27 protein-coding genes and 1 pseudogene are annotated in these 26,807 nt (G+C 69.2%); 17 read left to right on the forward strand and 11 right to left on the reverse strand.

What is annotated here, in order from left to right; translation table 11 throughout:
• The first annotated feature begins 22 nt into the window (after positions 1-22).
• The 3 genes from EV193_RS30095 (at position 23) to EV193_RS30105 (ending at position 4,363) form a co-directional block, all read left to right on the forward strand.
• Complete coding sequence (locus EV193_RS30095; protein ID WP_130348335.1) at positions 23-1,783, forward strand: acyl-CoA dehydrogenase family protein; 1,761 nt, start codon at positions 23-25, stop codon at positions 1,781-1,783.
• 12 nt (positions 1,784-1,795) lie between these two features.
• The gene (locus EV193_RS30100) at positions 1,796-2,653 is read left to right on the forward strand and encodes a pentapeptide repeat-containing protein (RefSeq protein ID WP_130348336.1); all 858 of its coding nucleotides are present in this window, start codon (positions 1,796-1,798) and stop codon (positions 2,651-2,653) included.
• 1,005 nt (positions 2,654-3,658) lie between these two features.
• Positions 3,659-4,363, forward strand: coding sequence for a hypothetical protein (locus tag EV193_RS30105; protein WP_130348337.1), 705 nt, complete (start codon positions 3,659-3,661; stop codon positions 4,361-4,363).
• On the opposite strand, the gene EV193_RS30110 is transcribed toward EV193_RS30105, so the two are convergent.
• The 3 genes from EV193_RS30110 to EV193_RS30120 form a co-directional block, all read right to left on the reverse strand.
• Entirely contained in the window at positions 4,357-6,312 is a 1,956-nt protein-coding gene (locus EV193_RS30110) for an ATP-binding protein (RefSeq protein ID WP_130348338.1), read from the reverse strand. The two genes, EV193_RS30105 and EV193_RS30110, sit on opposite strands and share 7 nt — an antisense overlap.
• 66 nt (positions 6,313-6,378) lie before the next feature.
• A complete protein-coding gene (locus EV193_RS30115; protein ID WP_130348339.1) occupies positions 6,379-7,434 on the reverse strand; it encodes a glycosyltransferase in 1,056 nt (351 codons plus the stop codon).
• A gap of 27 nt (positions 7,435-7,461) precedes the next feature.
• Positions 7,462-7,947 (reverse strand): thioesterase II family protein, encoded by a 486-nt coding sequence (locus tag EV193_RS30120; protein WP_130348410.1) that lies wholly within the window; start codon positions 7,945-7,947, stop codon positions 7,462-7,464.
• Positions 7,948-8,089: 142 nt separating this feature from the next.
• Between EV193_RS30120 and EV193_RS34840 the strand changes: the two are divergent.
• Positions 8,090-8,673: pseudogene (locus EV193_RS34840) on the forward strand (condensation domain-containing protein).
• A complete protein-coding gene (locus EV193_RS30135) occupies positions 8,607-8,861 on the forward strand; it encodes a hypothetical protein (RefSeq protein WP_130348341.1) in 255 nt (84 codons plus the stop codon). Before EV193_RS34840 ends, EV193_RS30135 begins: the two are co-directional and overlap by 67 nt.
• Here the strand turns inward: EV193_RS30135 and EV193_RS30140 are convergent.
• Both EV193_RS30140 and EV193_RS30145 read right to left on the reverse strand, forming a co-directional pair.
• A complete protein-coding gene (locus EV193_RS30140; RefSeq protein ID WP_130348342.1) occupies positions 8,815-9,324 on the reverse strand; it encodes a DUF488 domain-containing protein in 510 nt (169 codons plus the stop codon). The two genes, EV193_RS30135 and EV193_RS30140, sit on opposite strands and share 47 nt — an antisense overlap.
• Before the next feature lie 175 nt (positions 9,325-9,499).
• Positions 9,500-9,838 carry a nuclear transport factor 2 family protein gene (locus tag EV193_RS30145; protein WP_130348412.1) on the reverse strand — a complete coding sequence of 113 codons (339 nt, stop codon included), beginning with the start codon at positions 9,836-9,838 and terminating at the stop codon, positions 9,500-9,502.
• Positions 9,839-9,914: 76 nt separating this feature from the next.
• On the opposite strand from EV193_RS30145, the gene EV193_RS30150 reads away from it, so the two are divergent.
• Positions 9,915-10,886 (forward strand): helix-turn-helix transcriptional regulator, encoded by a 972-nt coding sequence (locus tag EV193_RS30150; RefSeq protein WP_130348343.1) that lies wholly within the window; start codon positions 9,915-9,917, stop codon positions 10,884-10,886.
• Between the two features lie 119 nt (positions 10,887-11,005).
• On the opposite strand, the gene EV193_RS30155 is transcribed toward EV193_RS30150, so the two are convergent.
• Positions 11,006-11,149 carry an AMP-binding protein gene (locus EV193_RS30155; protein WP_130348344.1) on the reverse strand — a complete coding sequence of 48 codons (144 nt, stop codon included), beginning with the start codon at positions 11,147-11,149 and terminating at the stop codon, positions 11,006-11,008.
• A gap of 6 nt (positions 11,150-11,155) precedes the next feature.
• On the opposite strand from EV193_RS30155, the gene EV193_RS30160 reads away from it, so the two are divergent.
• The gene (locus tag EV193_RS30160) at positions 11,156-11,593 is read left to right on the forward strand and encodes a YibE/F family protein (protein ID WP_242613774.1); all 438 of its coding nucleotides are present in this window, start codon (positions 11,156-11,158) and stop codon (positions 11,591-11,593) included.
• Positions 11,559-12,707, forward strand: a complete 1,149-nt coding sequence (locus EV193_RS30165; protein WP_130348346.1) for a zinc-binding dehydrogenase — start codon at positions 11,559-11,561, stop codon at positions 12,705-12,707. The genes EV193_RS30160 and EV193_RS30165 overlap by 35 nt, the downstream gene beginning before the upstream one ends.
• On the opposite strand, the gene EV193_RS30170 is transcribed toward EV193_RS30165, so the two are convergent.
• Positions 12,682-14,007, reverse strand: coding sequence for an FAD-binding oxidoreductase (locus tag EV193_RS30170; RefSeq protein ID WP_130348347.1), 1,326 nt, complete (start codon positions 14,005-14,007; stop codon positions 12,682-12,684). The genes EV193_RS30165 and EV193_RS30170 overlap by 26 nt on opposite strands.
• A 59-nt stretch (positions 14,008-14,066) precedes the next feature.
• Positions 14,067-17,840, reverse strand: a complete 3,774-nt coding sequence (locus EV193_RS30175) for an NPCBM/NEW2 domain-containing protein (protein ID WP_130348348.1) — start codon at positions 17,838-17,840, stop codon at positions 14,067-14,069.
• A 181-nt stretch (positions 17,841-18,021) separates the two neighbouring features.
• Between EV193_RS30175 and EV193_RS30180 the strand changes: the two genes are divergently transcribed.
• The 6 genes from EV193_RS30180 to EV193_RS30205 are packed head-to-tail and all read left to right on the forward strand — an operon-like array spanning position 18,022 to position 22,883.
• Positions 18,022-19,110, forward strand: a complete 1,089-nt coding sequence (locus EV193_RS30180; protein WP_130348349.1) for an LLM class flavin-dependent oxidoreductase — start codon at positions 18,022-18,024, stop codon at positions 19,108-19,110.
• Positions 19,107-19,703: an FMN reductase gene (locus EV193_RS30185; RefSeq protein ID WP_130348350.1), complete on the forward strand. Its 597-nt coding sequence runs from the start codon at positions 19,107-19,109 to the stop codon at positions 19,701-19,703. The genes EV193_RS30180 and EV193_RS30185 overlap by 4 nt, the downstream gene beginning before the upstream one ends.
• Positions 19,696-20,592: an LLM class flavin-dependent oxidoreductase gene (locus EV193_RS30190; protein ID WP_130348351.1), complete on the forward strand. Its 897-nt coding sequence runs from the start codon at positions 19,696-19,698 to the stop codon at positions 20,590-20,592. The genes EV193_RS30185 and EV193_RS30190 overlap by 8 nt, the downstream gene beginning before the upstream one ends.
• Positions 20,593-20,609: 17 nt before the next feature.
• Positions 20,610-21,053 carry a MarR family winged helix-turn-helix transcriptional regulator gene (locus EV193_RS30195; RefSeq protein ID WP_130348352.1) on the forward strand — a complete coding sequence of 148 codons (444 nt, stop codon included), beginning with the start codon at positions 20,610-20,612 and terminating at the stop codon, positions 21,051-21,053.
• Between the two features lie 22 nt (positions 21,054-21,075).
• Positions 21,076-21,846, forward strand: a complete 771-nt coding sequence (locus tag EV193_RS30200) for a crotonase/enoyl-CoA hydratase family protein (protein WP_130348353.1) — start codon at positions 21,076-21,078, stop codon at positions 21,844-21,846.
• A gap of 11 nt (positions 21,847-21,857) precedes the next feature.
• Positions 21,858-22,883, forward strand: coding sequence for a crotonase/enoyl-CoA hydratase family protein (locus EV193_RS30205; RefSeq protein ID WP_130348354.1), 1,026 nt, complete (start codon positions 21,858-21,860; stop codon positions 22,881-22,883).
• Positions 22,884-23,036: 153 nt separating this feature from the next.
• Here the strand turns inward: EV193_RS30205 and EV193_RS30210 are convergent, their stop codons facing one another.
• Positions 23,037-23,675, reverse strand: coding sequence for a TetR/AcrR family transcriptional regulator (locus tag EV193_RS30210; protein ID WP_130348355.1), 639 nt, complete (start codon positions 23,673-23,675; stop codon positions 23,037-23,039).
• Between the two features lie 78 nt (positions 23,676-23,753).
• Here EV193_RS30210 and EV193_RS30215 point away from each other — a divergent pair, with 78 nt between their 5' ends.
• Both EV193_RS30215 and EV193_RS30220 read left to right on the forward strand, forming a co-directional pair.
• A complete protein-coding gene (locus EV193_RS30215; protein ID WP_130348356.1) occupies positions 23,754-24,809 on the forward strand; it encodes an oxygenase MpaB family protein in 1,056 nt (351 codons plus the stop codon).
• A gap of 5 nt (positions 24,810-24,814) precedes the next feature.
• Positions 24,815-25,225, forward strand: a complete 411-nt coding sequence (locus tag EV193_RS30220; protein WP_130348357.1) for a DoxX family protein — start codon at positions 24,815-24,817, stop codon at positions 25,223-25,225.
• Here EV193_RS30220 and EV193_RS34845 read toward each other — a convergent pair.
• Positions 25,192-25,407, reverse strand: a complete 216-nt coding sequence (locus EV193_RS34845; RefSeq protein WP_130348413.1) for a discoidin domain-containing protein — start codon at positions 25,405-25,407, stop codon at positions 25,192-25,194. The two genes, EV193_RS30220 and EV193_RS34845, sit on opposite strands and share 34 nt — an antisense overlap.
• A 101-nt stretch (positions 25,408-25,508) precedes the next feature.
• On the opposite strand from EV193_RS34845, the gene EV193_RS30230 reads away from it, so the two are divergent.
• Positions 25,509-26,336 (forward strand): SDR family oxidoreductase, encoded by an 828-nt coding sequence (locus EV193_RS30230; protein WP_130348358.1) that lies wholly within the window; start codon positions 25,509-25,511, stop codon positions 26,334-26,336.
• Here EV193_RS30230 and EV193_RS30235 read toward each other — a convergent pair.
• Positions 26,276-26,806 carry a MarR family winged helix-turn-helix transcriptional regulator gene (locus tag EV193_RS30235; protein ID WP_130348359.1) on the reverse strand — a complete coding sequence of 177 codons (531 nt, stop codon included), beginning with the start codon at positions 26,804-26,806 and terminating at the stop codon, positions 26,276-26,278. The genes EV193_RS30230 and EV193_RS30235 overlap by 61 nt on opposite strands.
• Between the last annotated feature and the right edge of the window lies 1 nt (position 26,807).

Below are 26,807 nucleotides of genomic sequence, written 5' to 3' on the forward strand. Positions count from 1 at the left end.
CCCGACCATCGCAAGGAGAGCCATGCCCGTCGCCGCGAAGTCACTGCTGCTCAACCCGTCCGCCTACGATCCGGCGCACTTCGACGAGCAGACGCGGCGGGTGCTCGCCGCCACCGTCGAGCACTTCGAGGGACGCGGGCTGGCCAAGCTCGTCGAGGACTACCACGCGCACACCTGGTACCAGGAGTTCCTCGACTTCGTGGCCGAGCAGAAGGTGTTCGCCACCTTCCTCACCCCGGCCCGCGACGGCGGCGGTGACAGCGACAAGCGGTGGGACACCGCGCGGGTGGCGGCCATGTCGGAGCTGCTCGGCTTCTACGGCCTGTCCTACTGGTACCCGTGGCAGGTGACCTGCCTCGGGCTCGGCCCGGTGTGGCAGAGCCACAACGACACCGCACGGGAACGCGCCGCGGCGGCGCTCGACGCGGGCGGCGTGGCCGCGTTCGGCCTGTCCGAGCGGGAGCACGGCGCGGACATCTACTCCACCGACATGGTGCTCACCCCGGACGGCGCCGGCGGGTTCACGGCCAACGGCGACAAGTACTACATCGGCAACGGCAACGCGGCGTCCACCGTGTCGGTGTTCGGGCGGATCGACGGAGTCGACGGACCCGACCAGTACGTCTTCTTCACCGCCGACAGCGGCCACCCGAACTACCGGCTGATCCAGAACGTGGTGCCGAACCAGAACTACGTGTCGGAGTTCCGGCTCGAGGACTACCCGGTCGCCGCCACCGACATCCTGCACACCGGCGACGACGCGTTCAGCGCCGCGCTCAACACGGTCAACGTCGGCAAGTTCAACCTCTGCTTCGGCGCGATCGGACTGACCACGCACGGGTTCTACGCGTCGATCCGGCACGCGCACAATCGCGTGCTGTACGGCAAGCCGGTCACCGACATGAGCCACATCCGCGCGTCGTTCACCGACTCCTACGCCCGGCTGATCGCGATGAAACTGTTCAGCGACCGGGCAATCGACTACTTCCGCACCGCGAGCCCCGAGGACCGGCGCTATCTGCTGTTCAACCCGGTCACGAAGATGAAGGTGACCGCAGAGGGCGAGAAGGTGATGATCCAACTCGGCGATGTCGTGGCGGCCAAGGGCTTCGAGAAGGACAACTTCATCGCCATCGCGAAGTTCGACACCACGTGCCTGCCCCGGCTGGAGGGCACGGTCGCGGTGAACCTGGCGCTGGTGCTCAAGTTCATGCCGGCCTACCTGTTCATGCCGGAGGACCTGCCCGAGGTGCCGACCCGCCAGGACGCCGCCGACGACGAGTTCCTGTTCCGGCAGGGCCCCACCCGAGGGCTGTCCAAGGTCCGCTTCCATGACTGGCGCGCCGCCTTCGCCGCGGCCAAGGGCATCCCGAACGTGGCGCTGTTCACCGAGCAGGCCGAGGCGTTCACCCAGCTTCTGCTCACCGCCGCACCCGACGCCGAGCAGCAGAAGGATCTCGACTTTCTGTTGGCGCTCGGCGAGATCTTCACGCTGATCGTCTACGGGCAGCTCATCCTGGAGCAGGCTAAGCTGGTCGACCTCGATCAGGACGCGGTGGACTCGATCTTCGAGTTCCTGGTGCGCGACTTCTCCTCGGCGGCGGTCACCCTGCACGGCAAAGCCGCCGCGACGGCCGACCAGCGGGAGTGGGCGCTCGGCGTGGTGCGCGCACCGGTCACCGACGCCGAGCGCGCCGCCCGGATGTGGTCCGAGGTGGCCGGGCTCGCCGGCGCCTACGCGATGAACCCGGGACCCCTGGTCGCCGGTGACGGCGGCGCGTAGTGAAATGTGCCCATGAGGCGATGGCTGATCGGCTGCGGACTCGTGATCGTCACGCTCGTGACGGTCTGGTTCCTCTTCGGACCGCTCACGAGCTGGATCGCCGGCACCGAGGTGACACGGATGGACACCAAGGATCGATTCGCGGCGACCAGCACGATTCGAACCCAGATCGGCAGTCTGTTCGGTGGCCTGGCGGTCGCCGGCGGCCTGTTCTACACGGCCAGAAGGTACTTCCTCGACCGTGACAGGCAGTTCACCGAACGGTTCACCGCGGCGGTCGAGCATCTCGGGTCCGAGAACGTGACGGTCCGCGCCGGCGGCGTGGCCGCGCTCGATCGAATTCTGCGGGACTCCCCCGCCGACCGGAACCGAGTCCTCGACCGTATCGCCGGGTTTCTGCGCCAGCAGACCATTCGCGTGTCCGAACCGCTGCCCGATGACGTCATGGTGGCCGTCGCGGCGCTGCGCGTCCCGCGCAAACGGATTCGAGGAACGGCGGAGGAACCGCTCAACCTGACCGCGGTGCGCCTGCCGGGGGCCGACATGCGCCGCACCGCGATGCCGACGGCCCTCCTGGCGAAGGCCGAGCTCCGGGAGGCCGATCTGTCCGGAGCGAACCTCGCCGGCGCGAAGCTGGACGGCTCGACGTTGATCAACGCCAACCTCGCCGGCGCCGACCTGACAGCGGCGAGCCTGGCCGGGGCACGGCTGTCCGGAGCGAACCTCACCGACGCCGTCCTGGCCGACGCGGACCTGTCGGAGGCCGACCTGACGAAGACGATCGGCCTCACCACCGAGCAGATCGCCTCGGCACGGGTCGACGACAAGACCCGGATTCCCGCCGGCCTCACCGAGGCGCGGGCCACATGACGACCGGGCCCGGGGTGGACGTGCCGGTCGGCCTCCGGGCCGGGCACTGGAACACAGTCAAGCCGGAACGGGTCGTACTCATCGTGGTGCACAATGTCACCACTGTCAGCCGGCTTCTCGATGTCATTCCCGCATTCGACAGCGATCCCCGAGTACAACTGGTGTTCAGCTCGAGCGGCTCGGACCCGTTTCAGCATGGACTCGACGAATTACTCGACCGACTCGGATACATCACCATACCCTGGCACCAGGCGAAACAGACGAGATTCGATCTCGCCATTTCCGCGAGCCACCACGGCGGGTTGACCGACATCGAAGCCCCACTCGCCATTCTCTCGCACGGAATTGGGTATACTAAGTACTCACCCGGAGCCCGGAGCCCGGAGCCCGGAGCCCGGAGCCCGGAGCCCGGAGCCCGGAGCCCGGAGCATTTTCGGGCTTTCGTCGCAATGGGTCCTGTACGACGGCAAACCGATCGCCGACGCGTTCGTACTCTCCCACGACCACCAGCGTGACGCTCTCGCACGTGAGGCGCCCACCGCGGTTTCGCGCGCCGTCGTCGCCGGAGACCCTTGCTATGACAGGCTGTTGGCAAGCCTGGAGTTCCGCGATCGCTACCGCGGTGCCCTCGGCGTCGACGGGCGAACCGTGGTCATGGTGTCCTCGACGTGGGGACCTTCCTCGCTCATCGGCCAACACCCACAAATCGTCAGAGAATTGCTGCACGCGCTGCCGTCCGACTTGTATAAAGTAGTCGCGGCGCTTCATCCGAACACCTCTCACGGTCACGGCCCCGGGCAGATCAGACAATGGCTGGCCGACTGCCTCAGATCAGGACTGACAATTCTTCCGGAAATAGACGGATGGCAAGCCGGCCTCATCGCGTCCGACGTTCTCATCGGCGATTTCGGCGCGGTGACCGGTTACCATGCCGCGTTACGAAAGCCCACGTTGCTTGGCGCTTTCGAAGAATACGACGTCGTCCCGGGAACGGCCGTTTCCACGATGGGTGACGCCGCGCCCAGGCTGCGCCCCGGCACGCCGTTACGGCAGCAGATCGACAACGCGGTCGAGGACCACGATCCCGATCGGTATTCGAGCGTTTCCGGCTTGGTCACCTCGGCGGCCGGAAGGTCGCTCGGTCTGCTGCGCGGCCTGTTCTATCGGCTGCTGAACCTGACGGAACCGTCCGCCGAGGCCCCGGTCGAGGTCGTGCCGAGCCCTTCCACACCACGAACGCACCGCTGGGACTCGCCGCACGCGTACCGCGTGAGCGCCACTGTCGATGAGGCGCGCCGGACTATCACCGTCGTGCGTCGCCCCGCCGAGGTCGGACTGACTCGGGCCGGCCGCCCCGCCACCCACATCGTCTGCTCGCGGGACTACCCGCTGCGATCCCTGCGCTCGCAGGCGTCGGTCATCACGGCACGACGGCCCGACCTCGCCGACCCGCCGAGCTGGCTGCGCGCCACGCTCGACCACAACCCGACCTGCCAAGTCGCCGCGCTGCTCGACCAGGGCATCTGCACCGTGCGCACCAGCGACGGGTGGACCGCGACCCTGCGCGCCGCCGAGTTGCCCGAGGAGTCACTGCCGTCGGTGATCGTCGCCTGGCTGGCCGCCGGTCACCCGATCACCGAGCTGCCGCCGTCGATCACGATCGAAATCGGCGCGCGGCGAGGCGAGGTGACGGTCGACCGGGCCTACTGATCGTGCCCGTCGCGCAGTTCCTCGGCCTCGGCCCGGTACCGCGCCGCGTCGTCCGCGCGACCCGCCGCGTCCGCCGTCTCCGCCAGCCACTCGAGCAGGTTGATCGCGCGGCTGGCGAGGCGGCCGCGCAGGAACATCGCGCGCGCGTCCTCCCCAAGTCGAATCGCCGCATCGACATCACCGCGATCTCCACGGATCCGGGCGATCAGTTCGACGCAGAGCGCCTCGTTCACCTGCTCGTCACCGCGCTCGACGAAACCGGCATGGGCACGGATGGCCGCCTGCTCAGCCTTGTCGAGTTCCTCCGAAACGCCGCGCTTCCACGTGATCCGCGCGCAGTGCATGTCGATCAAGACCAGTGCGCGCCGCTCCTGCTCCGGATCCTCCATCAGCGGCACGGCCTCGCGAGCAAGGTCCATCGCCCGCTGCGCTTCGGCAAGATCACCACGTGACTCCAGAGCGAGCCCGCGCCATGTGTACAGGCTCTCGTCTCCCTTGCGATAACCGACCGCGAAGGCGAGGGCGATGGACTCGTCGGCCAGATCGTGTTCGCCGATGCGCTCATACAGGCCGGCCAGGTCGCGGCGCAGTTGCCAGGTGACCTCAGGCTCGTGGTCCCTGTAGTCCAGCGCCCGGATGTACAGATCGATCACCACCGAGCAACGACCGGTCTGGTAGGCGAACGGCCACAACGCCGGCGGGAAGGCCGTCACCAGCCGGCGCTGATCAAGCTCGGCGGCCCGGCGCGCAGATGCGATCAGGTTCGGCCACTCGCGATCCAATTCCTCGGCCGCGTGCACGCCGTCGCCGTCAAACGAGGGGTCGGCCTCGTCGTAGGCCCACTCCGCGCCGAACGGCTTGGGACGTTTCGAGTAGGCCTTGGCCAACGCACCGAGACGGAGCAACCGCGCCACGATCACCCGGCGCACGGTCTCGTCGCGCACCTCCTCGGCCAGGTCAGTCGACGCCACCTCCGTCGCGTACTCGCGCACCAGGTCGTGGTAGCGAAACAGGCCGCGGTGCTCGGGCCGCTCGGCGCCGAGGTCGACCACCATGAGCTTGTGCACCAGCCGACGCACGAGGTGCTTGGCGGCCCGGTCCGGCAGATCGAGCGCGGCGGCGGCCTCGGTGAAGCCGAAGTGCCGTCCGGGGATCAGGGCGAGTAGCGGATACGCACGCGCCTCGTCGGGATTCACGCCGCGGTACACGGCGTCGAAGAGCTTCTGGAGCGTGCCATCGATGTCGACCTCGTCGAGCACGCGGCCGGTGCGGAGCGCCTCGACGAATTCCTCCGGACTGTCGTCACCATCCCGCAGGCGTGCCGCGGCCATGGCGAGCGCCACCGGCAGGCCGCCACAGATCTTGTTCAACTCCGTGATCACCGGCCGGGCGACCGTCGCGAGCGGAGGATTGGCCAACGTCGTCACGATCACTTCGGCCGCCGTATCGTTCAGGCCGCCGAGCATGATCGACTTGAAACGCGCGTTCTCCAACTCGGGGAGCCGCTGACGGCTGGTCACCAGGACCGCCGACCGCGACATGTCACCGAGCAACTCCTTGACCTGGTGCGCGTCCCCGACGTCGTCCAGCACCAGCAGGATCCGTCGGCCACCCAGATGAGACCGCAGCGCGTCCACTCGTTGACGAGGATCGTCCGGCACGTTCTCGCGCAGCTGCGCCAGCAGCCGACTGGCCACGTCCTCGACCGGCGTCGCGCCGCCGGGCGCGGAGCCACCGCAGTCACAGAACAGCACGCCATCGGGATAGTCGTTCGCCAATGCGTAGGCGACCGCGACGGTCAACGTGGTCTTGCCGGCGCCGGGCTCCCCCGTGATCAGCACGAGCAGCGGCACGCGTTCCCGCACCGCGTCCACCTGCCACCCGGTCACCGTCTCGGTTTGCTCATCGCGACCGACGCACCACGGCTTCATCGGCAGTACGGTGCCCACCGGAACCCCTTTCCCCAGGTTTCAACCCTCGACTCTAGCGACTCAGGACACCAGAGGGTGACCTGATCAACACCGCATGTCCTTGATGATCACGCCGTCCAGGGCATCAGCGGCGTGTGCGGCACCGGCCGATGCCACCGCCTGCCGCTGGGCCGCCCGCAAGGTCGACCGGACAGCAGGGTCCTCGGCGAGGTGTTCGACCGTCGTCCGCAGCCGCCCCTGGCCTGGCCACGGCAGGGCGACTCCGCACCGATGTGCGAGCGATGCCAGGCGATTCTGCTCCCGGCTGCGCGGGACGGTGACCATCGGCACCGCGTGGACGATCGACTCCTGTACGGAGTTCATACCGGCATGGGTGACGAACACGTCGGCGTGTTCGAGCAGCTCGAGCTGAGGGAGCCACTGCCGGGCGATCACGTTGCCCGGCAACGCACCCAGTGCGCTGAGCGGGGTCTGCCCGGCGGCGAGCACCACGGTCCATTCCGTGTCGGCCAGTTCTCCGATCAGGGTGCGAAAGAATTGTCGTTCCCAGGTGTTGACGGTGCCGGGCGACACGAGCAGCGTGCGACCTCGCCGGATCCGCTCCCACGGCAGACCGGGGTCGGGAGATCGCACGCCGCCGATCAACGGGCCGACGAACCGGTAGTGCGGACCGAACCGCTCGCGTCGCGGTTGCAGTTCCGGCACGGCGTTCACCAGGACCAGTCCCGATCCCCGACGAAGACGCGCGTACGTGGTCCAGAACGGCACGGTCGTCACACCCCAGCGGGTACCGAGCCGGCCCGCCCACCGCAGCCTCGGATCGGCGAGGACCACGTCCGGGGGCGCGGAATCGAACACCGCTCGGCAGGTGCTCGCCATCCGCGTCCACGCCTGGCGGCGGGCGACGGAGAGCGCGACCCGATCGATGCCTTTCCGGACGCCGTAACCAGGTTGGACGCGCACGTCGTGGTCGGTATCTCCGCCGACGAGTGACGCGCCGGCATCCGTCACGGCGGTCGCGTACCGGCGTCCTGCCACGACCGTGACCGCGTGGCCGCGAGCGATCAGCTCGGCTGCCACCGCCAAGAAAGGGTTCACGTGACCGCGCGCCGAGTAGGGAATGAGCAAGAACGAACCCATCGATCCTCGACCGCGACCGTTGGCGATCTACGGTGTCGCCGGCTGGGCGGCGTTGAGCGACTCGATGAACGTGGGCAGCTTCTGCCAGGTCTCCGGCGTGTAGAAGTGCCCGCCGGGCAACATGTCCCGTTCGGTCAGGCCCCTGCTCGGCGCGTTGGCCGAGAACACGACCAGCGCTTCGGGCGGCCGCTTTCCGGCTCGCTCGATTCCGGCGGTGACATCGAACGCCATCCAGCCGCCCATGCTGTGACCGAAAAGGACGTAGGGAATGTCGGTGGCGGACAACACCGCCTCGGTCGTGTCGGCGACCAGTTCGTCCCAGTTCTCGGCGAATTCGTCGGTGAACCTGCCCTCTCGGCCGGGATAGCAGATGGCGGCGAGTTCGTTCTCGGGGCCGATTTTGTCGTCCCATTCGAGGTAAGACGCCGCTCCCCCGCCACAGAAGCCGCGGCAAATCAGTCTGCGAGTCGCGTCGGGGTTTCGCCGACGGCGAACAACAGTCGTGTCGTGCATTGTCACAACCCGCACCCTAGCGCACCGAACGCGGCCCTCGTGGGCGTTCGGAGCCTGTACGCTGTCGTGGGTTCTGACACGGGGAAGAGTTTCTCGAGTGATCGATGATCAGCAGTCGCATGCCGCCGCGCACCTGGTCGACATGGACGCGTTTCCCGCCTCCAAGGTGCAGGAACAGCTGTTCTTCGCCCAGCAGGCGCTCGGCGACGCACCGACGTATCACGTTCCGCTGTTCCCGCGCGGGTCCGCCGATCTTGACGTCGAGACGCTGCGCCGCGCAGTCGAACGAGTGGTCGCCCGGCACGAGGCGTTGCGCACCAGATTCCTCGCGTCCCGCGAGGGTCTGCGACAGGTCGTCGACGACGACATAACCTGGAATCGGGGCCGCTGTTTCGCGCCGGTGTGTTCTCCTGCCGCGATTCCGAGCCGATCGTGATGCTGTGCGCGCACCACGCGATCTGCGACGGCTGGTCATTGAAGGTATTGCTGGAAGAATTGACCGAGTGCTATCACGCTTTCCGGTCGGGCGATTCTCCGGTATTGGATGACGATCCTTTCCAGTACGGTGACTATTCGCTGTGGCACAACGAACGGCTGGACAGTTCGGCGGCCGACGAGCAGCGGCGTTCTGAACCGAGGCGCTGGCCGAAAGCCTGCCGGTGCTGGACCTCCCCGGAGACGCGCTCGCCGAAACCGGTGACGGTCTCGCGATCTTCCAGGCGCTGACCGATCTCCTTGCGGCACACCAGGTTCGCCCGTACGCCGGCCCGGTCACGTTCGTCCGAGGCGACGGCACGCCGGTCGAGCGGTGGCGCGCGACCCTCGGATCGATCACCGTGCACCCGGTGGACGCCGACCACTACGCGATCATCCGCGCTCCCGAGCTGGCCGGCGTCCTGGACGCAGATCCGTGACCGGCAAGCCATGCCCGGCGCGCACCCGCGCGGCCACGAGTGAGCGGTGACATGCCTCCGGGTCGCGCTCGACGCAGAGCAGCACGGTCGTCGAGTCGTCCGGAAGCTCGGCCACGAGCGCGCCGAGGTCGAACGGGTCGAGGATCTCCCGGGTGTAGCGCTCGGCGTACTCGGGCGCGAGCGCGACGCGGTTGCGCTTGCCCACGCCCTGGCGGTCGTCCTCGCGGTACTGGAGCTGGCGCAGATCGGTGGTCGGCGCCAGCTCCTTCACGTGCCGGTAGGCGATGTCCGCGGCGGCGAGCGCGCCCTGGAGCCGCGCCGAGTTCGCCCATGCGTACTCGGGTCCGCGAACGCCGCGGCGCTGGCGGAGGTCGAGCAGCAACCCCACGCCCTCGCCGGTGAGCTTCTCGACGAAGGCTTCGACCGTGAAGCCGTAGACGCCGATCGTCGCGACGCGTCTCACCGCCGCCCCGCTCGTGTCCCGTGTCCGAGGTTCCTTGATGATTGCCGGGAGTCAGCGTGGTGCGTCGCAAGGCGGAGGTAAGGGCTCGTACCGGGGTTGTACTTGCCCTTGCCGACAACGCAGCGAGGCGCCGCGCTGGCCCCGGCAATCGCAAGATGATTTCGGACACGGGGCACTAGGGTACGAGTGCCGGCTGGTCCACGGCCCACAGCCAGGACCCGTCCGGCTGGCGGCGGGCGATCTCGACGGTCACCTCGCCGGTGGTCAGCGTGGACGCCGTGAGTGCCAGGTCGCCGCTCACCAGCGCCAGGTGCTGCCTGCCCGGCAGGAGCACCGGCGCGGCCGCGACGAACTGCTCGTACACCTTGCGGATCTCCGCGTGTCCGGTCGCGAGGTTGCCCGGCGGGAACGCCAGCACGGCGTCCGGCTCGTACAACGCCACCAGTCCGTCGACGTCACCCGCGTTGGCGCGCTCGATGAAGTACTTGCCAAGGTCGTTCGGCTCAGTGGCCACTGTCTTGCTTGTCATGCCGATGAGCCTCTCAGCGAATCACGACATCCTGTGTCGTGTATTTCGGTAGAGTTCTCGTATGCGCGCCGACCGGTTGGTGTCGCTGGTGCTGCTGCTGCGCCAGCACGGTCGGCTGTCCGCGACCGCGCTGGCCCGCGAGCTGGAGGTGTCCACTCGCACCGTGCTGCGCGACATCGAGGCGCTGTCCTCGGCCGGCGTCCCGGTCTACGCCGAACGCGGCCGGCACGGCGGTTTCGCGTTGCTGCCCGGTTTTCAGACCGAGCTCACCGGGCTGAACCACGACGAGGCACTCGCCCTGCTGGTCGCCGGATCGCGGCGCGGCGCGCAGACGTTCGGCCTCGGCGCGGCACTCGCGTCGGCCATGCGCAAGGTGGTCGACGCGCTGCCGGAAAGCTATCGGGCCACCGCTGCCGGCGCGGCCCAGCGACTGCTCATCGACCCGGAGATCGACCTGCTCGCGCGCCGGCTGGTCGACGAGGAGGTGCCCGACACCATCGTGGCCGAGGTCCGGCGCGCGGTGTTCGCCGGACACAAGCTGCGCATCCACTACGCGGCCGTGGACCAGAGCCCGAAGTGGCGCACGGTGGACCCGATCGGCCTGGTCACCGTGCGCGACCAGGGGTACCTGCTGGCCACGAGGTCCGGCGCGGACCGCACCTACAAGCTGTCCCGGATCTTGGAGGCCGAGGAACTCGCCGAACCCGCGGAGCGACCGGACCGGGTCGACCTGGACCGGGCCTGGCAGGAACGCAGCACCCGGTTTCGGACCGGCGGCGACCAGGTCACCGTGCTGGTGCGGGTGAACCCGGCGCGGCGCGCGGAGCTGGTGGGCACCGCACTGGCCGTCCTTGCCGAGGAGGCCGACGCGGACGGCTGGCCGCGACTGGAGCTGACCTTCCAGGATTCGAGGCACGCCGAGTGGGCGCTGTGGCAGCTCGCCACGAACGCGGAAGCCCTTGCGCCGCAATGGTTGCGCAGCTCCCTGCGCGATCGCGCCGCCGCGGTCGCCACCAGCTACGCGGTCATCTAGCCCTGTACTACAGGGCCTTTCCGGCGTGTCGTGAGCCACGCTAACGGGTCGAGCCCGCTGAACCCTTTAGCCGCGCTAACGGGTTCAGCGGGCTCGACCCGGTTTGTAGCCCTCTAGAGCTAGACAGCGCCGGCCAGCAGGCCGATAACCATTTCCGTCGAGCGGTCCAGACAGATCGCCACGACGTCGTCCGCGCCGACGCCGAGCCCGCGCAGGTGGTTGGCGAGTTGGTTGGCGCACCGGTCCAGCTCGGCATAGCTCAACTGCTCGTGCCACTCGCCGTACTGGCCGGACTCTTCGCGCTCGCCGTGATCGCACTGTCCCGCTGGCGAGGGCTCGCGGCACTCGGCGCGCTCGCGGTCTGTCTGCTCGGGCTGACCGAGTTCGTGCTGCCGGCGATCATCGAGGGCAATGATCCGCTCGTGGTCGCGGTGATCGGCTGCACGGTGATCATGGTGGTCGCGCTGTACCTGACGCACGGCGTGAACGCGCGCACCTCGGTGGCCCTGGTCGCGACGGTGGCGAGCCTCGCGATCACCGGCGTACTCGGGCACTTCGCCCTCGCCTATGCCGGCACCGCGCTCCCAATGCTGCTGTTGTTCACCCTCACCGGTCTGCCCGGCGAGCACGCGCTGGCCGCGCTGGCCGTCGGCAACCGGCTACCGTTGCCAAATGAGAGCGGTCACTTGCGAGAAGGCGCGCCTTGAGGTCGCCGAACTGCCAGACCCTCGGCCAGAGAAGGGCCACCTGCTGATCGAGGTGGAGCGCTGCGGCATCTGCGGCTCGGATCTGCACGCGCGCCACCACGCCGACGAGTTGGCCGACGTGGCGAGCGAGGCCGGCTACGACGGGTTCATGCGCTCCGATCACCGGGTGATCATGGGCCACGAGTTCTGCGGCGAGGTGGTCGAGCGCGGGCCGGGCTGCCGCGCGATCAAGCCGGGCACCAGGGTGGTGGCGATGCCGCTGCTGCGCCGCGCGGACGGCGTGCACCAGATCGGGCTGTCCACCGCCGCGCCGGGCGGCTACGCCGAGCGGATGCTGGTCCAGGAGTCGCTCGCGTTCCCGGTGCCCAACGGCCTGTCGTCCGAGGTGGCCGCGCTGACCGAGCCGATGGCCGTCGGGTGGCACGCCGTCCGCCGGGGCGATGTCGGCAAGAAGCAGGTCGCCGTCGTGATCGGCTGCGGGCCGATCGGGCTCGCGGTGATCAGCCTGCTCAAGGCGAACGGCGTGCGTACGGTGATCGCCAGCGACTTCTCCCCCGGCCGGCGCGCGCTGGCCACCGCGTGCGGCGCGGACGTGGTGGTGGACCCGGCCGAGGACTCGCCGTTCGCCTCGGCCGCCGACCACGGGCACGTGGTGTCCGCCTCGGCCCTGCTCGATCTGGCCGTCTCCTCGATGAGCAAGCTCCGCCGGCTGCCGGTGCCGTGGGAGCACGTGTGGCGGATCGCGGAACGGTTCGGCGCCACCACGCCCAAGCACCCGGTGGTCTTCGAGTGCGTCGGCGTGCCCGGGGTGCTGGACCAGATCATCACCAGCGCGCCACTGTTCTCCCGCGTGGTCGTGGTCGGCGTGTGCATGGAACCCGATCGCATTCGGCCGGCGCTGGCGATCACCAAGGAGATCGACCTGCGCTTCGTGCTCGGCTACACCCCGATCGAGTTCCGGGACACCCTGCACATGCTCGCCGACGGCGAGATCGACGCCACGCCGCTGATCACCGACACGGTCGGCCTCGACGGTGTGCACGACGCGTTCGGCACGCTCGCCGACCCCGGCGCGCACGCCAAGATCCTCATCGACCCTCGGGCGGGACGTTGAAGTTGATCCGGAACACGTTGTCCGGGTCGGTGGCGGCCTTGATCCGGCGCAGCCTGGCGAAGTCGTCCGGGTGGTAGGCCAGGCTGACCGCGTCCGGCGAGGTGTCCTCGACGCCGGAGAAATTCGGGAACGTCGCACCGGTGGCATAGGGCCGCATCGCCGTCAGCAGCGCGTCCCGACGCGTCCGGTTGGCCACGTCCGGGTCGCTGATCGCCAGCAGCGAGAACGCCGCGTCCCGCCTGCCGATCGCGTTCGGCACCGCGGCCGGGCGGGACAGCGCGCCGCCCCAGGCCCGCAGTTCGACGAGGTACGGCGCACCCGGGCCGGCGTGCTTGGCCAGCGTGGCGGCCGCGTCCTGGTCGAAGTCCCGCAGCATGATGTTGCGATCGAACGCGGGCACCGGCACGTCGACCGGCTCGTGATGGATGCTCCCGATCTCCGTGTACGGCAGCTCGCGCACGGTGTCCACGACGCGAGGGCCGAGCCGGCGCAGCCGCTCCACCAACCGGTGTCCCTCGGCGCGGTTGTCTCCGCTGTACGCGAGACGCACGTGCGTGATGTGCCGGCCGCGCAGTTCCGGCGGCATCGCCGGATCGTCCGGGTAGTCGAGCAGCAGCACGGACGAGGCCATCGTGTCGGGCACCTCGGCCGCCCAGCGGGCGTAACCGTGCAGCACGTCCTCGAACACCTCCGGCCCGAAGCACAGCTCGCCGCCCAGCACGCCCGGCACCGCGAACAGGTCGATCTCCATGGCGGTGACCACGCCGAAGTTGCCGCCGCCACCGCGCATCGCCCAGAACAGGTCCGGGTTCTCCTCGGCGGACACCCGCCGGTGCGCGCCGTCCGCCGTGACCACGTCGAACCACCGCACATGATCGGCGGCGAAGCCGAACCGCCTGGCCAGCAGGCCGACTCCGCCACCAAGCGTGTAGCCGACCGCGCCGACGTGCGGGCTGGTGCCGTTCAGCGGGGCCAGCCCGTGCGGCGCGGCGGCCTCGATGACCGCCCGCCACGACGCGCCGCCCTCGACCCGCGCCACCCGCCGTGCCGGGTCGACGTCCACTGTGGACATACGGCCCGTGCGGATCAGCACCGCGCCGTCGGCCGGCACGGACGGCCCGTGCCCGGTGTTCAGCACGCCGACCGGCACGCCACGATCCGAGGCCAGCCGCACGGCGGCGACCACATCGGCCGCGCACGTCGCGTCGACGATCAGCTCGGGACGGTGCTCGACGGCGAGGTTGAACCCCGAGCGCAGCGCGTCGTATTCCGGTTCACCAGGGCGAATCACGATGGACATACCGCCATCGTCGCGCGTCTCACGCCGCCCGTATTGAACGTTTCGGACATCCCACCCGATCAGGGTGCACAGGTCAGCTTGGCCTCCGCCCAGTCGCCGTGGTCGCTGCCGACGCCGTTGCCGCCGTCGCCGATGTGCAGGTCCATCGTCTTGCCGCCGGTGACGTCCACGTCCACCGTCGCGGTGGCGGAGTTCCCGGTGAGCACCGGCGAGACGTACTTCTCCACACCGTCCACCACGACCCTGAACACCACCGAGCCGCGATCGGCCATCTCGTCGTCCACGCCGACCTTGGCGGTGAACCGGGTGCACACCCCGCCGAGGTTCGCCTTCACGGCGGACACCGCGTGCCCACCGAGGCCCTTGGCGTAGGTGACACCGTTGAGTGTCAACGGGTTGCCGTCGCCGCCGGCGCTCTCGTTGTTCGACTTGTCCCGCTCGACCGGTCCCCAGCCGTTGGTCGTGGAGATCCACTCCAGGTCGCTGACGAACGCCTCACCCTTCGGCGCGGGCGGCAGCGGCCGGTCGTGCACGGCCGCTGCGAAGAACCCGATGGTCGAGTTCGCCGGCAGCTTCACGGCGCGGATCTGCTTGCCTGGCACCAGTTCCACGGTGTTGTAGAACATCCGGTAGTCCACGTCGGTGTTGGCCAACCCGGTCGGCGTGTACCGACCCTTGACCGCCACGGCGAGCTTGGAGCCGCCGGTCCCCTCGTCCTGGAACGACCAGTTCGGCACCTGCAACGCGTGCTGAGACTCGGTGCCGTCGGTGTACATCGCGGTCACCGTGCCGGTCGCGTTGGTGCTCGCGCCGGAGGCGAGGAACGCCAGGTGGGTTCCCGTGCCGGACACCAGGATCGGCTGCGCGTTGTTCTTCACCAGGTTCGGCGAACCCGGCGCGCCGGGTGGCAGGGTGAACTCCGCGCCGTTCACGGTGACCTTCGCACCGGGCCGGAAACCCTTGTCCGCCAACAACTCCCCGGCGAAACTGTTGCCGTCGGGGTCGAAGCCGCCCTTCGCGAACGTCGTCGCGTCGGTGACGCCGACCGTGTTCGCCGCGGTGGACATCGACGCGTACGGCAGCGCGGCGCCGGCCACCGCGGTGTTGTAGTAGACCCGGCCGGCGCGCGCCGTGTAGGTAACGTCCGCGCGGACCGTGTACTTGCCCGGTGGCACGGTCGCTCCCGGTGTCACGGTGAACCGGGCGGACACCGTCCGGCCGGGCTCGACCACCCGGGCCGGCGCGGGGTCACGCGGCACGGCGGTCCACCCCTGCGGCAGGTTCAGCGCCATCCGCACGTCCAGCATCCGGTGCGTGCCGCCGTTGCGGAAGGTCGCGGTGACGTCGGTCGGCTGACCGGGTGCGGCCCACAGGTCCGGTGTGGACAGTTCCGGCACGCCGAGCGAGTCCGACGCGTGCGCGCCGCCGCCGACCGAGCTGGCACCGGCCAGTGTGATCACCGACGACGCACTCGTCGCCACCGGCGAGGTCTTCACGTTCACCACGCCGCCGCGATCGGTTTCCGCGTAGTACCAACCGGTTTCGGCCGCTTCGTAGGCCTGCTTGGACGGGTGTTCGGTCAGCGGGCGGTCGTCCGCCTTGACCACCTTCGGCTTCGATCCGGTGTGCACGGTCAGCTCGTAGGGCCGCGCGGACGGCTTGCCCGCGTACTCGCCGACACTCTGTCCGATGTGGACGGTCACGTCACCCTTGCCGGCCACCGGCGCGGTCACGTCGAACCTCTGTGTCGCCGACTTGCCCTCGCGGTGCGCCCGGGTGGTCCGGTCGTCCTCGTAGAGATCGAAGCTCGAGTTGCCCTGCGGGTACACGTCCACGGTGACCCGGTCGCCCGGCTTCTGCTCGGCGTGCCCGTTGATCCCGTCGCGCCACATCGGCACGACCGCACCGGCCTTGACGAACAGCGGCAGCCGGTCCAGCGGCGCGTGATACCCGTTGACCGTGGTCTGCCCCTGGTACAGCTTGCCGGTCCAGTAGTCGATCCAGGTGCCGGCCGGCAGGTAGATCCCGTCCTTCACCTCACTGTCCGTCCACATGGGAGCGACCAGGAACTCTTTGCCGGCAAGGAATTCGTACTTGGTGGTGTCGTCCCAGGTCTTCGGATCGTCCGGGTACTCCAGCACCAGCGAGCGGTTGATCGGCGCACCGGTGCGGTGCGCGTTCGCCGCGTAGGAGTACAGGTACGGCAGCAGCCGCTCGCGCAGCTTCAGGTACTTGCGGTTGATCGCGGTATACGGCTCGCCGTAGGCCCACGGCTGCTTGAACTTCGGCGTGGACCAGCCGCTCATGGTCATCAGCGCCGGGTTGAACACCTTCCACTGCATGTCGCGCACGTAGCTGGTGGCGCTGCCGCCGAAGATGCCATCGATGTCACCGGCGGCATACGCGATCGCGGAGTTGCCCGAGCCGTGGATCGCGGGGATCTGCCACTTGATGTTGTCCAGCGTGCCGGAGTGGTCGCCGGTCCACTGCACGGCGCAGCGTTGCGCACCGGCCCAGCCCTCGACCATCCAGCTGTACCCGCGCGCGTCGCTGTGCTGCTCGATGCCGCCGTGCGCGGTGTCGCACGCGGACAGCGCGTGCCGGTAGCCGGGTCCGACCCAGGCCACGTCCAGCTTGCGCACCCGCACGCCGGCCTTGCCGACCTCCTCGGGCTGCTTGTCCAGCGCCGCCTCGGTCCACAGTCCCATGTGGACACCGCGCTTGCGCAGCTCGTCGCCGGCCTTGGTGAGCGCCTCGATGTCCCTGGTGCCGATGTAGCGCTCCACGCCGCCCGGGTTCGGGTTCGGGACGAAGGCGTCGCGGTCGGCGCTGTAGCCGCAGCCGTAGTCGTCGTTGACCAGCATCCAGCCGCGCGGCATGTCGTGGTCGGCGAACTTCTGCGCGATCTTGGGCGCGTCGGCGGCGGTGGTCTCCTTGTCCTGGTGGTACTTCCAGTCGTTGTTCGGGTCCGGGTCCACGCCGGGGCGGTAGTGGCCGCGGTTGTAGCAGTCGGAGTCGCCGTACTCCATGCCGTACAGCGGTGGCAGGAACGGGCGGCCGGTCAGCTCGGTGTAGCGGTCCAGCGCGGTGTACATGTCACCGGCGAAGTAGTACGCGTCGAACCGTTTCTCCTCGTGCGTGGTCGCGACGGGTTCGGTGAACGCGTAGTTGCCCGGCGCGAAGGTGTTGCGCAGCACGCCGTATCCCGCGGTCGACATGTAGTACGGCGAGGCGTTCGGGTTGCCGCCGTCCGCCCAGTTGAAGTCGCGGGTGACCTTGATTGTCTTGTCCCGGTGGGAAAAGCGGCCGTTCTGCATGCCGCCGCCGACGAACTGCTCGGCGACGCCGCGGCCCAGCGACTGGGTGGCCGTCTTGTCGGTCCAGGACAGCGCCTTGGTCTCCGACCAGATCACCGATCCGTCCGCGCGGTGCAGGGCGAACCGCAGCGGGTCCTTGTACGCGCGCACCTCGATCGTGTTGGTACGCAAGGAGAAGTACGTTCCCTTGTCCGTCCACTGCGTGCTGGGCGCCGGGTAGTCGGTCTTCACCACGATGTTGGAACTCGGTGCGTTCGGGTCCGGTGGCGGCGTGTTGGCCGGGTCGGTGAACTGCCCGTCCGGTGCGAGCCACAGCCGGAACACGTCGTCGCGCTGGAAGATCACCCGCACTTTGGCCGGGCCCGCTGTGAGCGTGTATGTCGCACCGTCGGCGGAGAAGTCGGTGACCTTGCCCAGCGAGCCGTCCGGTTGTGCGGCCGCCGGTGTGGCCCACAGCAGACCCACCGCGACCACCAGGGAAAACGCGGCGACGAATCCACGTCTGAGCACGCTCATGGCCTGCCTACCCATTCTTCTGATGTCAACTACTGCATTTTCTGCACAGCTTTCGAACACTATTGAACAGTCGCGTGCTGTGGTCAAGAGGATAAACGGACGGTCGCATCCCAGGGAACAACTCGGCGATCGCCGGTGTTGGACGGGTTGTTCAAATTTGAGACAAGTGCTGGAGGCTGGGATGCAGTTCGGAGTGTTCACCGTCGGTGACGTGACACCGGACCCGACGACCGGGCGCGCGCCGTCCGAACACGAGCGGATCACCGCGATGGTGGCGATCGCGCTGAAGGCCGAGGAGATCGGCCTCGACGTGTTCGCGACCGGCGAGCACCACAATCCGCCGTTCGTGCCGTCCTCGCCGACCACCCTGCTCGGCCACATCGGCGCACGGACCGAGAAGCTGATCCTGTCCACCGCGACCACGCTGATCACCACCAACGACCCGGTGAAGATCGCCGAGGACTACGCGATGCTGCAGCACCTCACCAGTGGGCGGGTCGACCTGATGCTGGGCAGGGGCAACACCGCGCCGGTCTACCCGTGGTTCGGCCAGGACATCCGGCAGGGCATTCCGCTGGCCATCGAGAACTACGCGCTGCTGCACCGGTTGTGGCGCGAGGACGTGGTCGACTGGGAGGGCCGGTTCCGCACGCCGCTGCAAGGGTTCACCTCCACACCGCGACCACTCGACGGGGTGCCGCCGTTCGTGTGGCACGGCTCGATCCGCAGCCCGGAGATCGCCGAGCAGGCCGCATACTACGGTGACGGCTTCTTCCACAACCACATCTTCTGGCCCGCCGAGCACACCAAGCGGATGGTGAGCCTGTACCGGCAGCGGTTCGAGCACTACGGGCACGGCAGCGCCGATCAGGCCATCGTCGGCCTCGGCGGGCAGATCTTCATGCGCGCGAACTCGCAGGACGCGATCGCGGAGTTCCGCCCGTACTTCGACAACGCCCCGGTCTACGGCGGCGGGCCGTCGCTGGAGGACTTCTCCGCCGACACCCCGCTCACCGTGGGCAGCCCGCAGCAGGTGATCGACCGGACGCTCGGCTTCCGTGACTACGTCGGCGACTACCAACGGCAGCTGTTCCTCGTCGATCACGCCGGCCTGCCGCTGAAGACCGTGCTGGAGCAGCTCGACCTGCTCGGCGAGCACGTGCTTCCGGTGCTGCGCAAGGAAATCGAGGCTCGCACGCCCGCGCATGTGCCGTCCGCGCCGACACACGATTCCCTGCGCGCGGCACGCGAGGAGGTGACCGCCGGATGACCACGATCATGGCGATCTCCGCCGGTCTGTCCCAGCCGTCCAGCACGCGAATGCTGGCCGACCGGCTCGCCGCCGAGGTGAAAGCGGATCACACCGAGACCGTCGAACTGCGCGAGTACGCCCACGACATCACCGACCACCTGCTGACCCGGTTCGCCAACGCGCGCCTGCGGCCGGTGCTGCGACGGCTCGCCGACGCCGACGGGCTGATCCTGGTCACGCCGGTGTTCACCGCATCGTTCAGCGGGCTGTTCAAGTCGTTCCTCGACATCGTGGAACCCGATGCGCTGCAAGGAAAACCGGTGCTGATCGGCGCGACCGGCGGGACCGAGCGGCACTCGCTGGTACTCGAGCACGCGCTGCGGCCGGTGCTGACCTATCTGCGCGCCGTCGTGCTCCCGACCGCCGTGTACGCGGCCAGCGCCGACTGGGGCAACGACACCGATCTGAGCCGGCGGATCGCCCGCGCCGCCGGCGAGTTGGCCGCCGAGGTGGCGCGCCGCCCAGCCGTCGGACGCGTCGACCCGTTCGCCGATCCCGTCCCGTTCACCGACCTGCTCGCCGACATTTCCGGGAGGACCGATCATGACTGACTACGGACGCGAGCCTCAGTTCGGCGTGTTCGCGACGCCCAACGCGGACAACGCCGACCACCTGATGCGCGTCGCGACACTGGCCGACGAGCGCGGCCTCGACCTGATCGGCATCCAGGATCACCCGTACCAGCGGCGGTTCCTGGACGCGTGGTCGCTGATGGCCGTGCTGCTGGCGCGCACCGAGCGGGTGCGCGTTTTCCCTGACGTGGCAAGCCTTCCACTCCGCCAGCCCGCCGTACTGGCCAAGGCGGCGGCGAGCCTGGACGTGCTGTCCGGCGGGCGGTTCGAACTCGGGCTCGGAGCCGGCGCGTTCTGGGACGCGATCGGCGCGATGGGCGGCCCGAAGCGCTCCCCGCGCGAGGCGGCCGACGCGCTGATCGAGGCGATCGCGGTGATCAGGGCGATGTGGTCGGACGAGCGGTCGGTCCGCGTTGACGGCGAGCACTACCGGCTCGCCGGCGTGCGTCCCGGCCCGGCACCCGCACACCCGATCGGCCTGTGGCTCGGCGTGCTCGGGCCTCGGTTGCTCGGCGAATTGGGCCGGTCGGCCGACGGCTGGGTGCCGTCCTCCAGCTACGTGCCACCCGAGAAGCTGGCCGACAAGCACGCGCGGATCGACGAGGCGGCCACCGAGGCCGGCCGTGATCCCGCGGCGATCCAGCGGATCTACAACGTGCTCGGCACGATCACCGGCGGCGAGTCGCGCGGGTTCCTGCACGGACCGCCGACCCAGTGGATCGAGGAGCTGACCGGGCTCGTGCTGGAGCACGGGATGGACACGTTCGTGCTCGGCACCGAGGGCGACGACCTGGCCCAGTTCGCCACCTTCGCGGACGAGATCGTGCCGGCCGTGCGGCAAGCCGTGGACGCGGCGCGCACTCGATAGTTCAATATTGAGAGACCATGGACGACCAGTGCCCTGACGACCGCGTGTGGCGGACCTACATCGAGACGAGCATTCGGCTGCAGACTCGTCTCGACGATGACCTGCGCGCGACGGCCGGCATGAGCCTGATCGACTACCACGTGCTGCTGCTGCTCGCCGAGGCTCCGGACTGCCGGATGCGCATGGGCGAGTTGGCCGCGCGCATGGTGTTCTCCTCCAGCCGGCTGACCTACCAGGTCAAGGCCATGGAGGAGCGCGGCTGGGTGCTGCGCCAGCAGTCGTCGGCCGACCGGCGGGTCAGCCACGCGGTGCTCACCGCCAGCGGGTTCACCGCGCTGCGCGATGCCGGCGAGCACCACGGGCGCACCGTGCGAGAACTGTTCACCAACGACCTGGACGACGAGGAGCTGCGCGTACTGCGGCGGGTGTTCGAGCGCGTGGCGAAGCGCCTGGACGGTTGATCTCGCGCCGTACGGTGTCCCTATGGCTGTCACCGTTGACAAACGCGGCCCGATCACGATCGTCACGCTGGACCGGCCCGAGGTCCGCAACGCGGTCGATCACGAGCACGCGCTCGCGCTGACCGAGGCGTTCCAGTCCTTCGACGCGGACGAGGACTCCTCGGTCGCCGTGCTGCACGGCGCCGGCGGGAACTTCTGCGCCGGCGCGGACCTGAAGGCCGTCGCCCGCGGCGACGTGCGCATCGTTCCGCCCGGCGAGGACGGCCCGGCCGGCATGGGGCCGACCCGGCTGCTGCTCGGCAAGCCGGTGATCGCCGCCGTCGAGGGCTACGCGGTGGCCGGCGGGCTGGAGCTGGCGATCTGGGCCGACCTGCGGGTGGCCGACCCGACCGCGGTCTTCGGCGTGTTCTGCCGGCGGTGGGGCGTGCCACTGATCGACGGCGGCACGATCCGGCTCCCCCGCCTGATCGGCCACTCGCACGCGCTGGACATGATCCTCACCGGCCGCCCGGTCGACGCGTCCGAGGCGCACCGGATGGGCCTGGCGAACCGGATCAGCGCCCCTGGCCGCGCGCTCGACGAGGCGATCGAACTCGCCGAGCAGATCGCCGGCTTCCCGCAGACCTGCATGCGCGGCGATCGGCTGTCCAGCCACGAGCAGCACTCGATGGAACTGGACGACGCGATCGCCAACGAGTGGCGGCACGGTATGTCGGCGATCGAGGCGGCTGTCACCGGCGCCGGCCGGTTCGCCTCCGGCCTCGGCCGGCACGGCAACTTCGACGAGCATTGAGGAGATTTCCGTTGTCCGACAACGAATCGCACGCGGGCCAGCGCCCGGCGGCGTGGTATGAGAACTGGACAGAGGCACCGGACTCGCCGTGGCGGGACCGGCCCGCACCGGAGTCCGATCGCGAATACCGGACATTGACATACGAGCGGGACGGCCGGATCGCGCGGCTCACGTTCAACCGTCCGGACAAGGGCAACACGATCACGCCGGACACCCCGGTCGAGCTGGCACACGCGGTGGAGCGCGCCGACCTCGACCCACGGGTGCACGTGATCCTGCTTTCCGGGCGTGGCAAGGGTTTTTGCGGCGGTTACGACCTCGCGCTGTTCGCCGAGCAGGGCGGATCAACCGACGGTGAGGACGTGACCGGCACCGCGATCGACCCGGTCGCGCAGGCCGCGAACCACAACCCGTGGGGCACCTGGGATCCGATGCTCGACTACGCGATGATGAGCCGCTTCAACCGCGGCTTCGCGAGTCTGCTGCACGCGAACAAGCCGACCGTGGCGAAGCTGCACGGGTTCGCGGTCGCCGGTGGCACGGACATCGCGCTGTACTGCGACCAGATCATCTGCGCCGACGACACCAAGATCGGCTACCCGCCCACCCGCGTGTGGGGTATCCCGGCCGCCGGCATGTGGGCGCACCGGCTCGGCGACCAACGCGCCAAGCGGCTGCTGTTCACCGGCGACTGCATCAGCGGCAAACAAGCGGCCGAGTGGGGGCTGGCGGTCGAGTCGTGCCCACTGGAGGAGTTGGATGAGCGCACCGAATCATTCGTGGCACGAATCGCCCGCATGCCGGTCAACCAGCTGATGATGGCCAAGCTCGCGCTCAACTCCGCGCTGCACTCCCAGGGCGTGACCAACTCCGCGATGATCAGCACGGTGTTCGACGGCATCTCCCGGCACACCCGCGAGGGCTACGCCTTCCAACTGCGCGCCGCCACGGCCGGCTTCCGCGAAGCCGTACGCGAGCGCGACGAGCCCTACGGCGACCACAAGCGCGCCCAGTTCAAGCACCCCCACCACCCCTGACCTGCACCTTTGTGCCCTCCTCGGACTTTAGCGGGCTAAAGTACGCACGCATACACGGCGAATCGTGTCAAGTCGCGCATCCACAGGCCTCCGACCTGGCGCGATCACACCACGTCACCGTCCACGGCCCCTGGAGCGGCGTACTTTAGCGGGCTAAAGTCCGACTCGGGGCGTGACCAGGCCGATCGCGGCGCGCAGGGAGCCGACGAACCGCTCGGGGCGGTAGCGCTCGGGATCGGTGAGCACGAGGCGCGCGGCCATCTCGAACAGCGTGACGATCGTGTGGCCGGCGATCTCCGGATCGAACCCGTCGACCCGGCGCTGCCCCCACTCGGCGATCTCCCGCGCTCGCCGCAGCACCGCGTCGCGAGCCTCGTCGCGCGCGCGATGGAACGCCGACGGCATGTCGGGCAGCGGCATCACGATGCAGTACCAGCGATCCGGCGTCTCACGGACCGTGCGCAGGAACCGGTCCAGCGTCTCGGTGACCAGGCGTGCGGGCTCCCCGGCGCGCATGTCGGTCTCGGCCGGGATGAGCGCGAACAGTTGCGACAGCGCGGCCCGCTGCTCACGCCGCAGCAGCGCGTCGAGCAGGTCTGCCCGGCCGGAGAACTGGCCGTAGATCACCGGCTTGGTGACCCCGGCCCGCTCGGCGAGCGCGTCCATGGTCACCGCGTCGTGCCCGCTGGTGACGATCAGTCGCAGGGCCGCGTCGAGCAGTTGGGTGCGCCGCTCCTCGGCCGGCACCCGCGTCGCGTACGGGCGGCGCTTTCGGCTGGTCGTGCTGGTCAAGCGCACCTCCCTTGAAAAACTACTCCGCAGTAGTATATTACTACTCCACGGTAGCATTTGACTCGCGGGAGGCACGCGATGGCACGCAGGAACACCCCGACGCCGTGGGAGGACTACGGGTTCTTCGGGCCGGACTCGGTGGCCTGGAAGGTGTGGGGCTACCCGACCGCACCGGTCACCGGCCTGCAACGGGCCGTCGTGGTCGAGGAGCTGGACCCGCCGCTGATCGCCGCCGTGGACGCCACCGGCGACAACTACAACCGCCCGCGCACCCGGTACGACCGCACGATCCGCTACTTCGCCATGGTCGCCTTCGCCGACAGCCGCACCGTGTCCAAGGCAGCCGACGTGCTGGTGAAGGTGCACTCCAAGGCGATCGGCGTGGAACCGTTGAGCGGCAAGACATACGACGCCAACGACCCACACTCGCAGCTGTGGATCCTGCTCACCGGATGGCACTCGGTGCTCAAGGCGTATGAGACCTACGGGCCCGGCAAGCTCTCCGAAGAGGAGGAGAACCGGTACTGGGAGGAGTGCGCGATCGCCGCCGAACTGCAGACCTGCGACCCGGCCGACGTGCCGCGCACCCGCGACGGCGTGCGCGCCTACTTCGAGCGGATGCGCCCGCACCTGGCCGCGAGCGAGGCCGCGCAGAACATGATGCACCACCTGCTGAACGCGCAGGTGATCCTTCCGTCGGCGCACTGGTCGCTGCGACCGGCGCTGTGGGCCATCGCCAAGGTCATCCGCGCCGGCACGATCGCGACCATGCCGCACTGGATGCGCCGGTTGGGCGGACTGCGCCAGTCTCGGCTGACCGACGTCCTCGTCCGGCCGCTGCTGCGGCTGAGCTACGGCGTGCTGCACCGCGTCCGGACGCTCAAGCTGGCCGTGCTTCGGGCGATCTCGCCGTCGACCGTGCCGATCGTGGAGCCGATGTGGCGCGGCATCGCGCCGGCCAACCCCGTCGTGCTCACCCCGACCGAGGCGCGCGAGCGCTACGGCTACGACGAACCGAGGCGCGCACACCTCGCCCTGCGCGCCCGCCAGCGCGAGCGGGTGTTCGGGCACGGCGAGTCGCCCAGCGACGAGGGGCTCGTCGAGTCGCAGCAGGTCCTGGGTTCGCTAGCGTGACGGGCATGCGCGAACTCAGGTCGGCCAAGGCACTGGCGGTGTTGTTGGGAACCGCGGGCGTCACGCACTTCGTGCGGCCCGATCTCTACGACCCGCTGATCCCCCGCCAACTCCCCGGCAAGCCGCGCGATTGGACGTACGGCTCCGGTGTCGCCGAACTGGGTGTCGCCGTGGCGGTGGCCGTGCCGCGCACCCGTCGGCTCGGCGGACTGCTCGCCGCGCTGCTGTTCGCCGCGGTGTTCCCGGGCAACGTGAAGATGGCCGCCGACTTCCACCGCGCCCGCAAGCCGCTGCCGATGCGCGCCATCGCGCTGTTGCGGCTACCCGTGCAGTGGCCGCTGATCACCTGGGCACTGCGGGTGCGCCGGAATCACGGCCATCCTCACAGGGGTGTGCCGAAGGCCCACAATTCGTAGAGCGAATAACCCCACTCGGTCTTGCGCTTCACGCCGTGCACGCGCACGTGCCGAACGGGTTCCGGAGCGTTCAGCTCGACCTGCTCGACCCCGCGGTTGGACGTGACCACGGTCGCCGCGTCGCGCCAGGTGACACCGTCGGCGGAGACCTGGATCGTGTAGCTCGTCGCGCAGGCCGGCAGAACATCTTCGAGCGATCGCGGTCAGTAACCATTCATCAGTTGATGCGTCGCCCATATCGTTTGTGGTACTTATGATTGGCACAGCGACCAGAGGAGACGCGATGGCGAACACGTTGGCCGGCAAGACGATCGTGATGTCCGGCGGGAGCAGGGGAATCGGCCTGGCCATCGCGCTGCGCGCCGCCAGGGACGGGGCGAACGTGGTGCTCCTGGCCAAGACCGCGCAGCCGCACCCCCGGCTCGACGGCACGGTGTTCACCGCCGCGGAGGAGATCGAGCGGGCCGGCGGAGCCGCGCTGCCGGTGGTCGGCGACGTGCGCTCCGACGAGGACGTTTTCGGTGCCGTGCGCGCCGCGGTCGAGCGGTTCGGCGGCATCGACATCGTGGTGAACAACGCCAGCGCCATCGACCTGTCGGCCACCGAAGCACTGGAGATGAAGCGCTACGACTTGATGCAAGATATCAACACCAGAGGCACGTTCCTGCTCAGCAAGGCCGCGATCCCGCACCTGCGCGAGGCGGCCAACCCGCACATCCTCACGCTGTCACCACCGCTGAACCCCGCGCCGCACTGGCCGGGCCGGCACCTCGGCTACACGCTGTCCAAGTACGGCATGAGCCTGTGCACCGTTGGTCTCGCGAACGAGCTGGCCGATGCCGGAGTCGCCGCGAACTCGCTGTGGCCGCGCACGCTGATCGACACCGCGGCCGTGCGCAACCTGGTCGGCGGCGCGGAGAACTCACGCCGGCCGGAGATCATGGCCGACGCCGCGCACGCGATCCTCACTCGTGACTCCCGCACGTGCACCGGCAACCTGTTCGTCGACGACGAGGTGCTCGCCGCCGAGGGTGTCACCGACCTGTCCGGCTACCGCCCGGACGGCGCCACCGGCGAACTCGCGCTGGACATCTTCCTCGACCCGGCCTGAAAGCGGCTGGCGTCGAACGCGGCGGGCAGTACGTCGCCCGCCGCGAGCGTGGCGAGGCTGCCGTGCAGCGCACGCCGCTTGGTCTGGGGCAGGTCGGACAGCAGCAAGTCGTCCAGGTCGGACAGCATGCGGTTCGCGCGAGCCAGCCGTTTCTTGCCGGCAGCGGTGGTCTCGACCAGGTAGCGGCGCCGGTCGCCGGGATCGCGCACCCGCGCGGCGTACCCCGCCGACTCCAGGTCGTCCAAAGTGGACACCATGGTGGCCGGGTCGATGCGCAGATGCCCGCCGATCCCGAGCTGCGACATCGCGCCGTTGTCCGCCAGCGCCTGCAGCACGCTGTAGTGCCGCACCCGCAGGCCGAGGTCGGCCAGCGATTCCTCGGCCAACCGGTACAGCACTTGGCCGACCTTCACCAGCAGACAGCCGGTGTGTTCGGCGATCGACCCCGGCACCAGTGGCGCGTCACTCATC

This window comes from Herbihabitans rhizosphaerae (assembly GCF_004216555.1).
GTDB classification, from domain to species: domain Bacteria; phylum Actinomycetota; class Actinomycetes; order Mycobacteriales; family Pseudonocardiaceae; genus Herbihabitans; species Herbihabitans rhizosphaerae.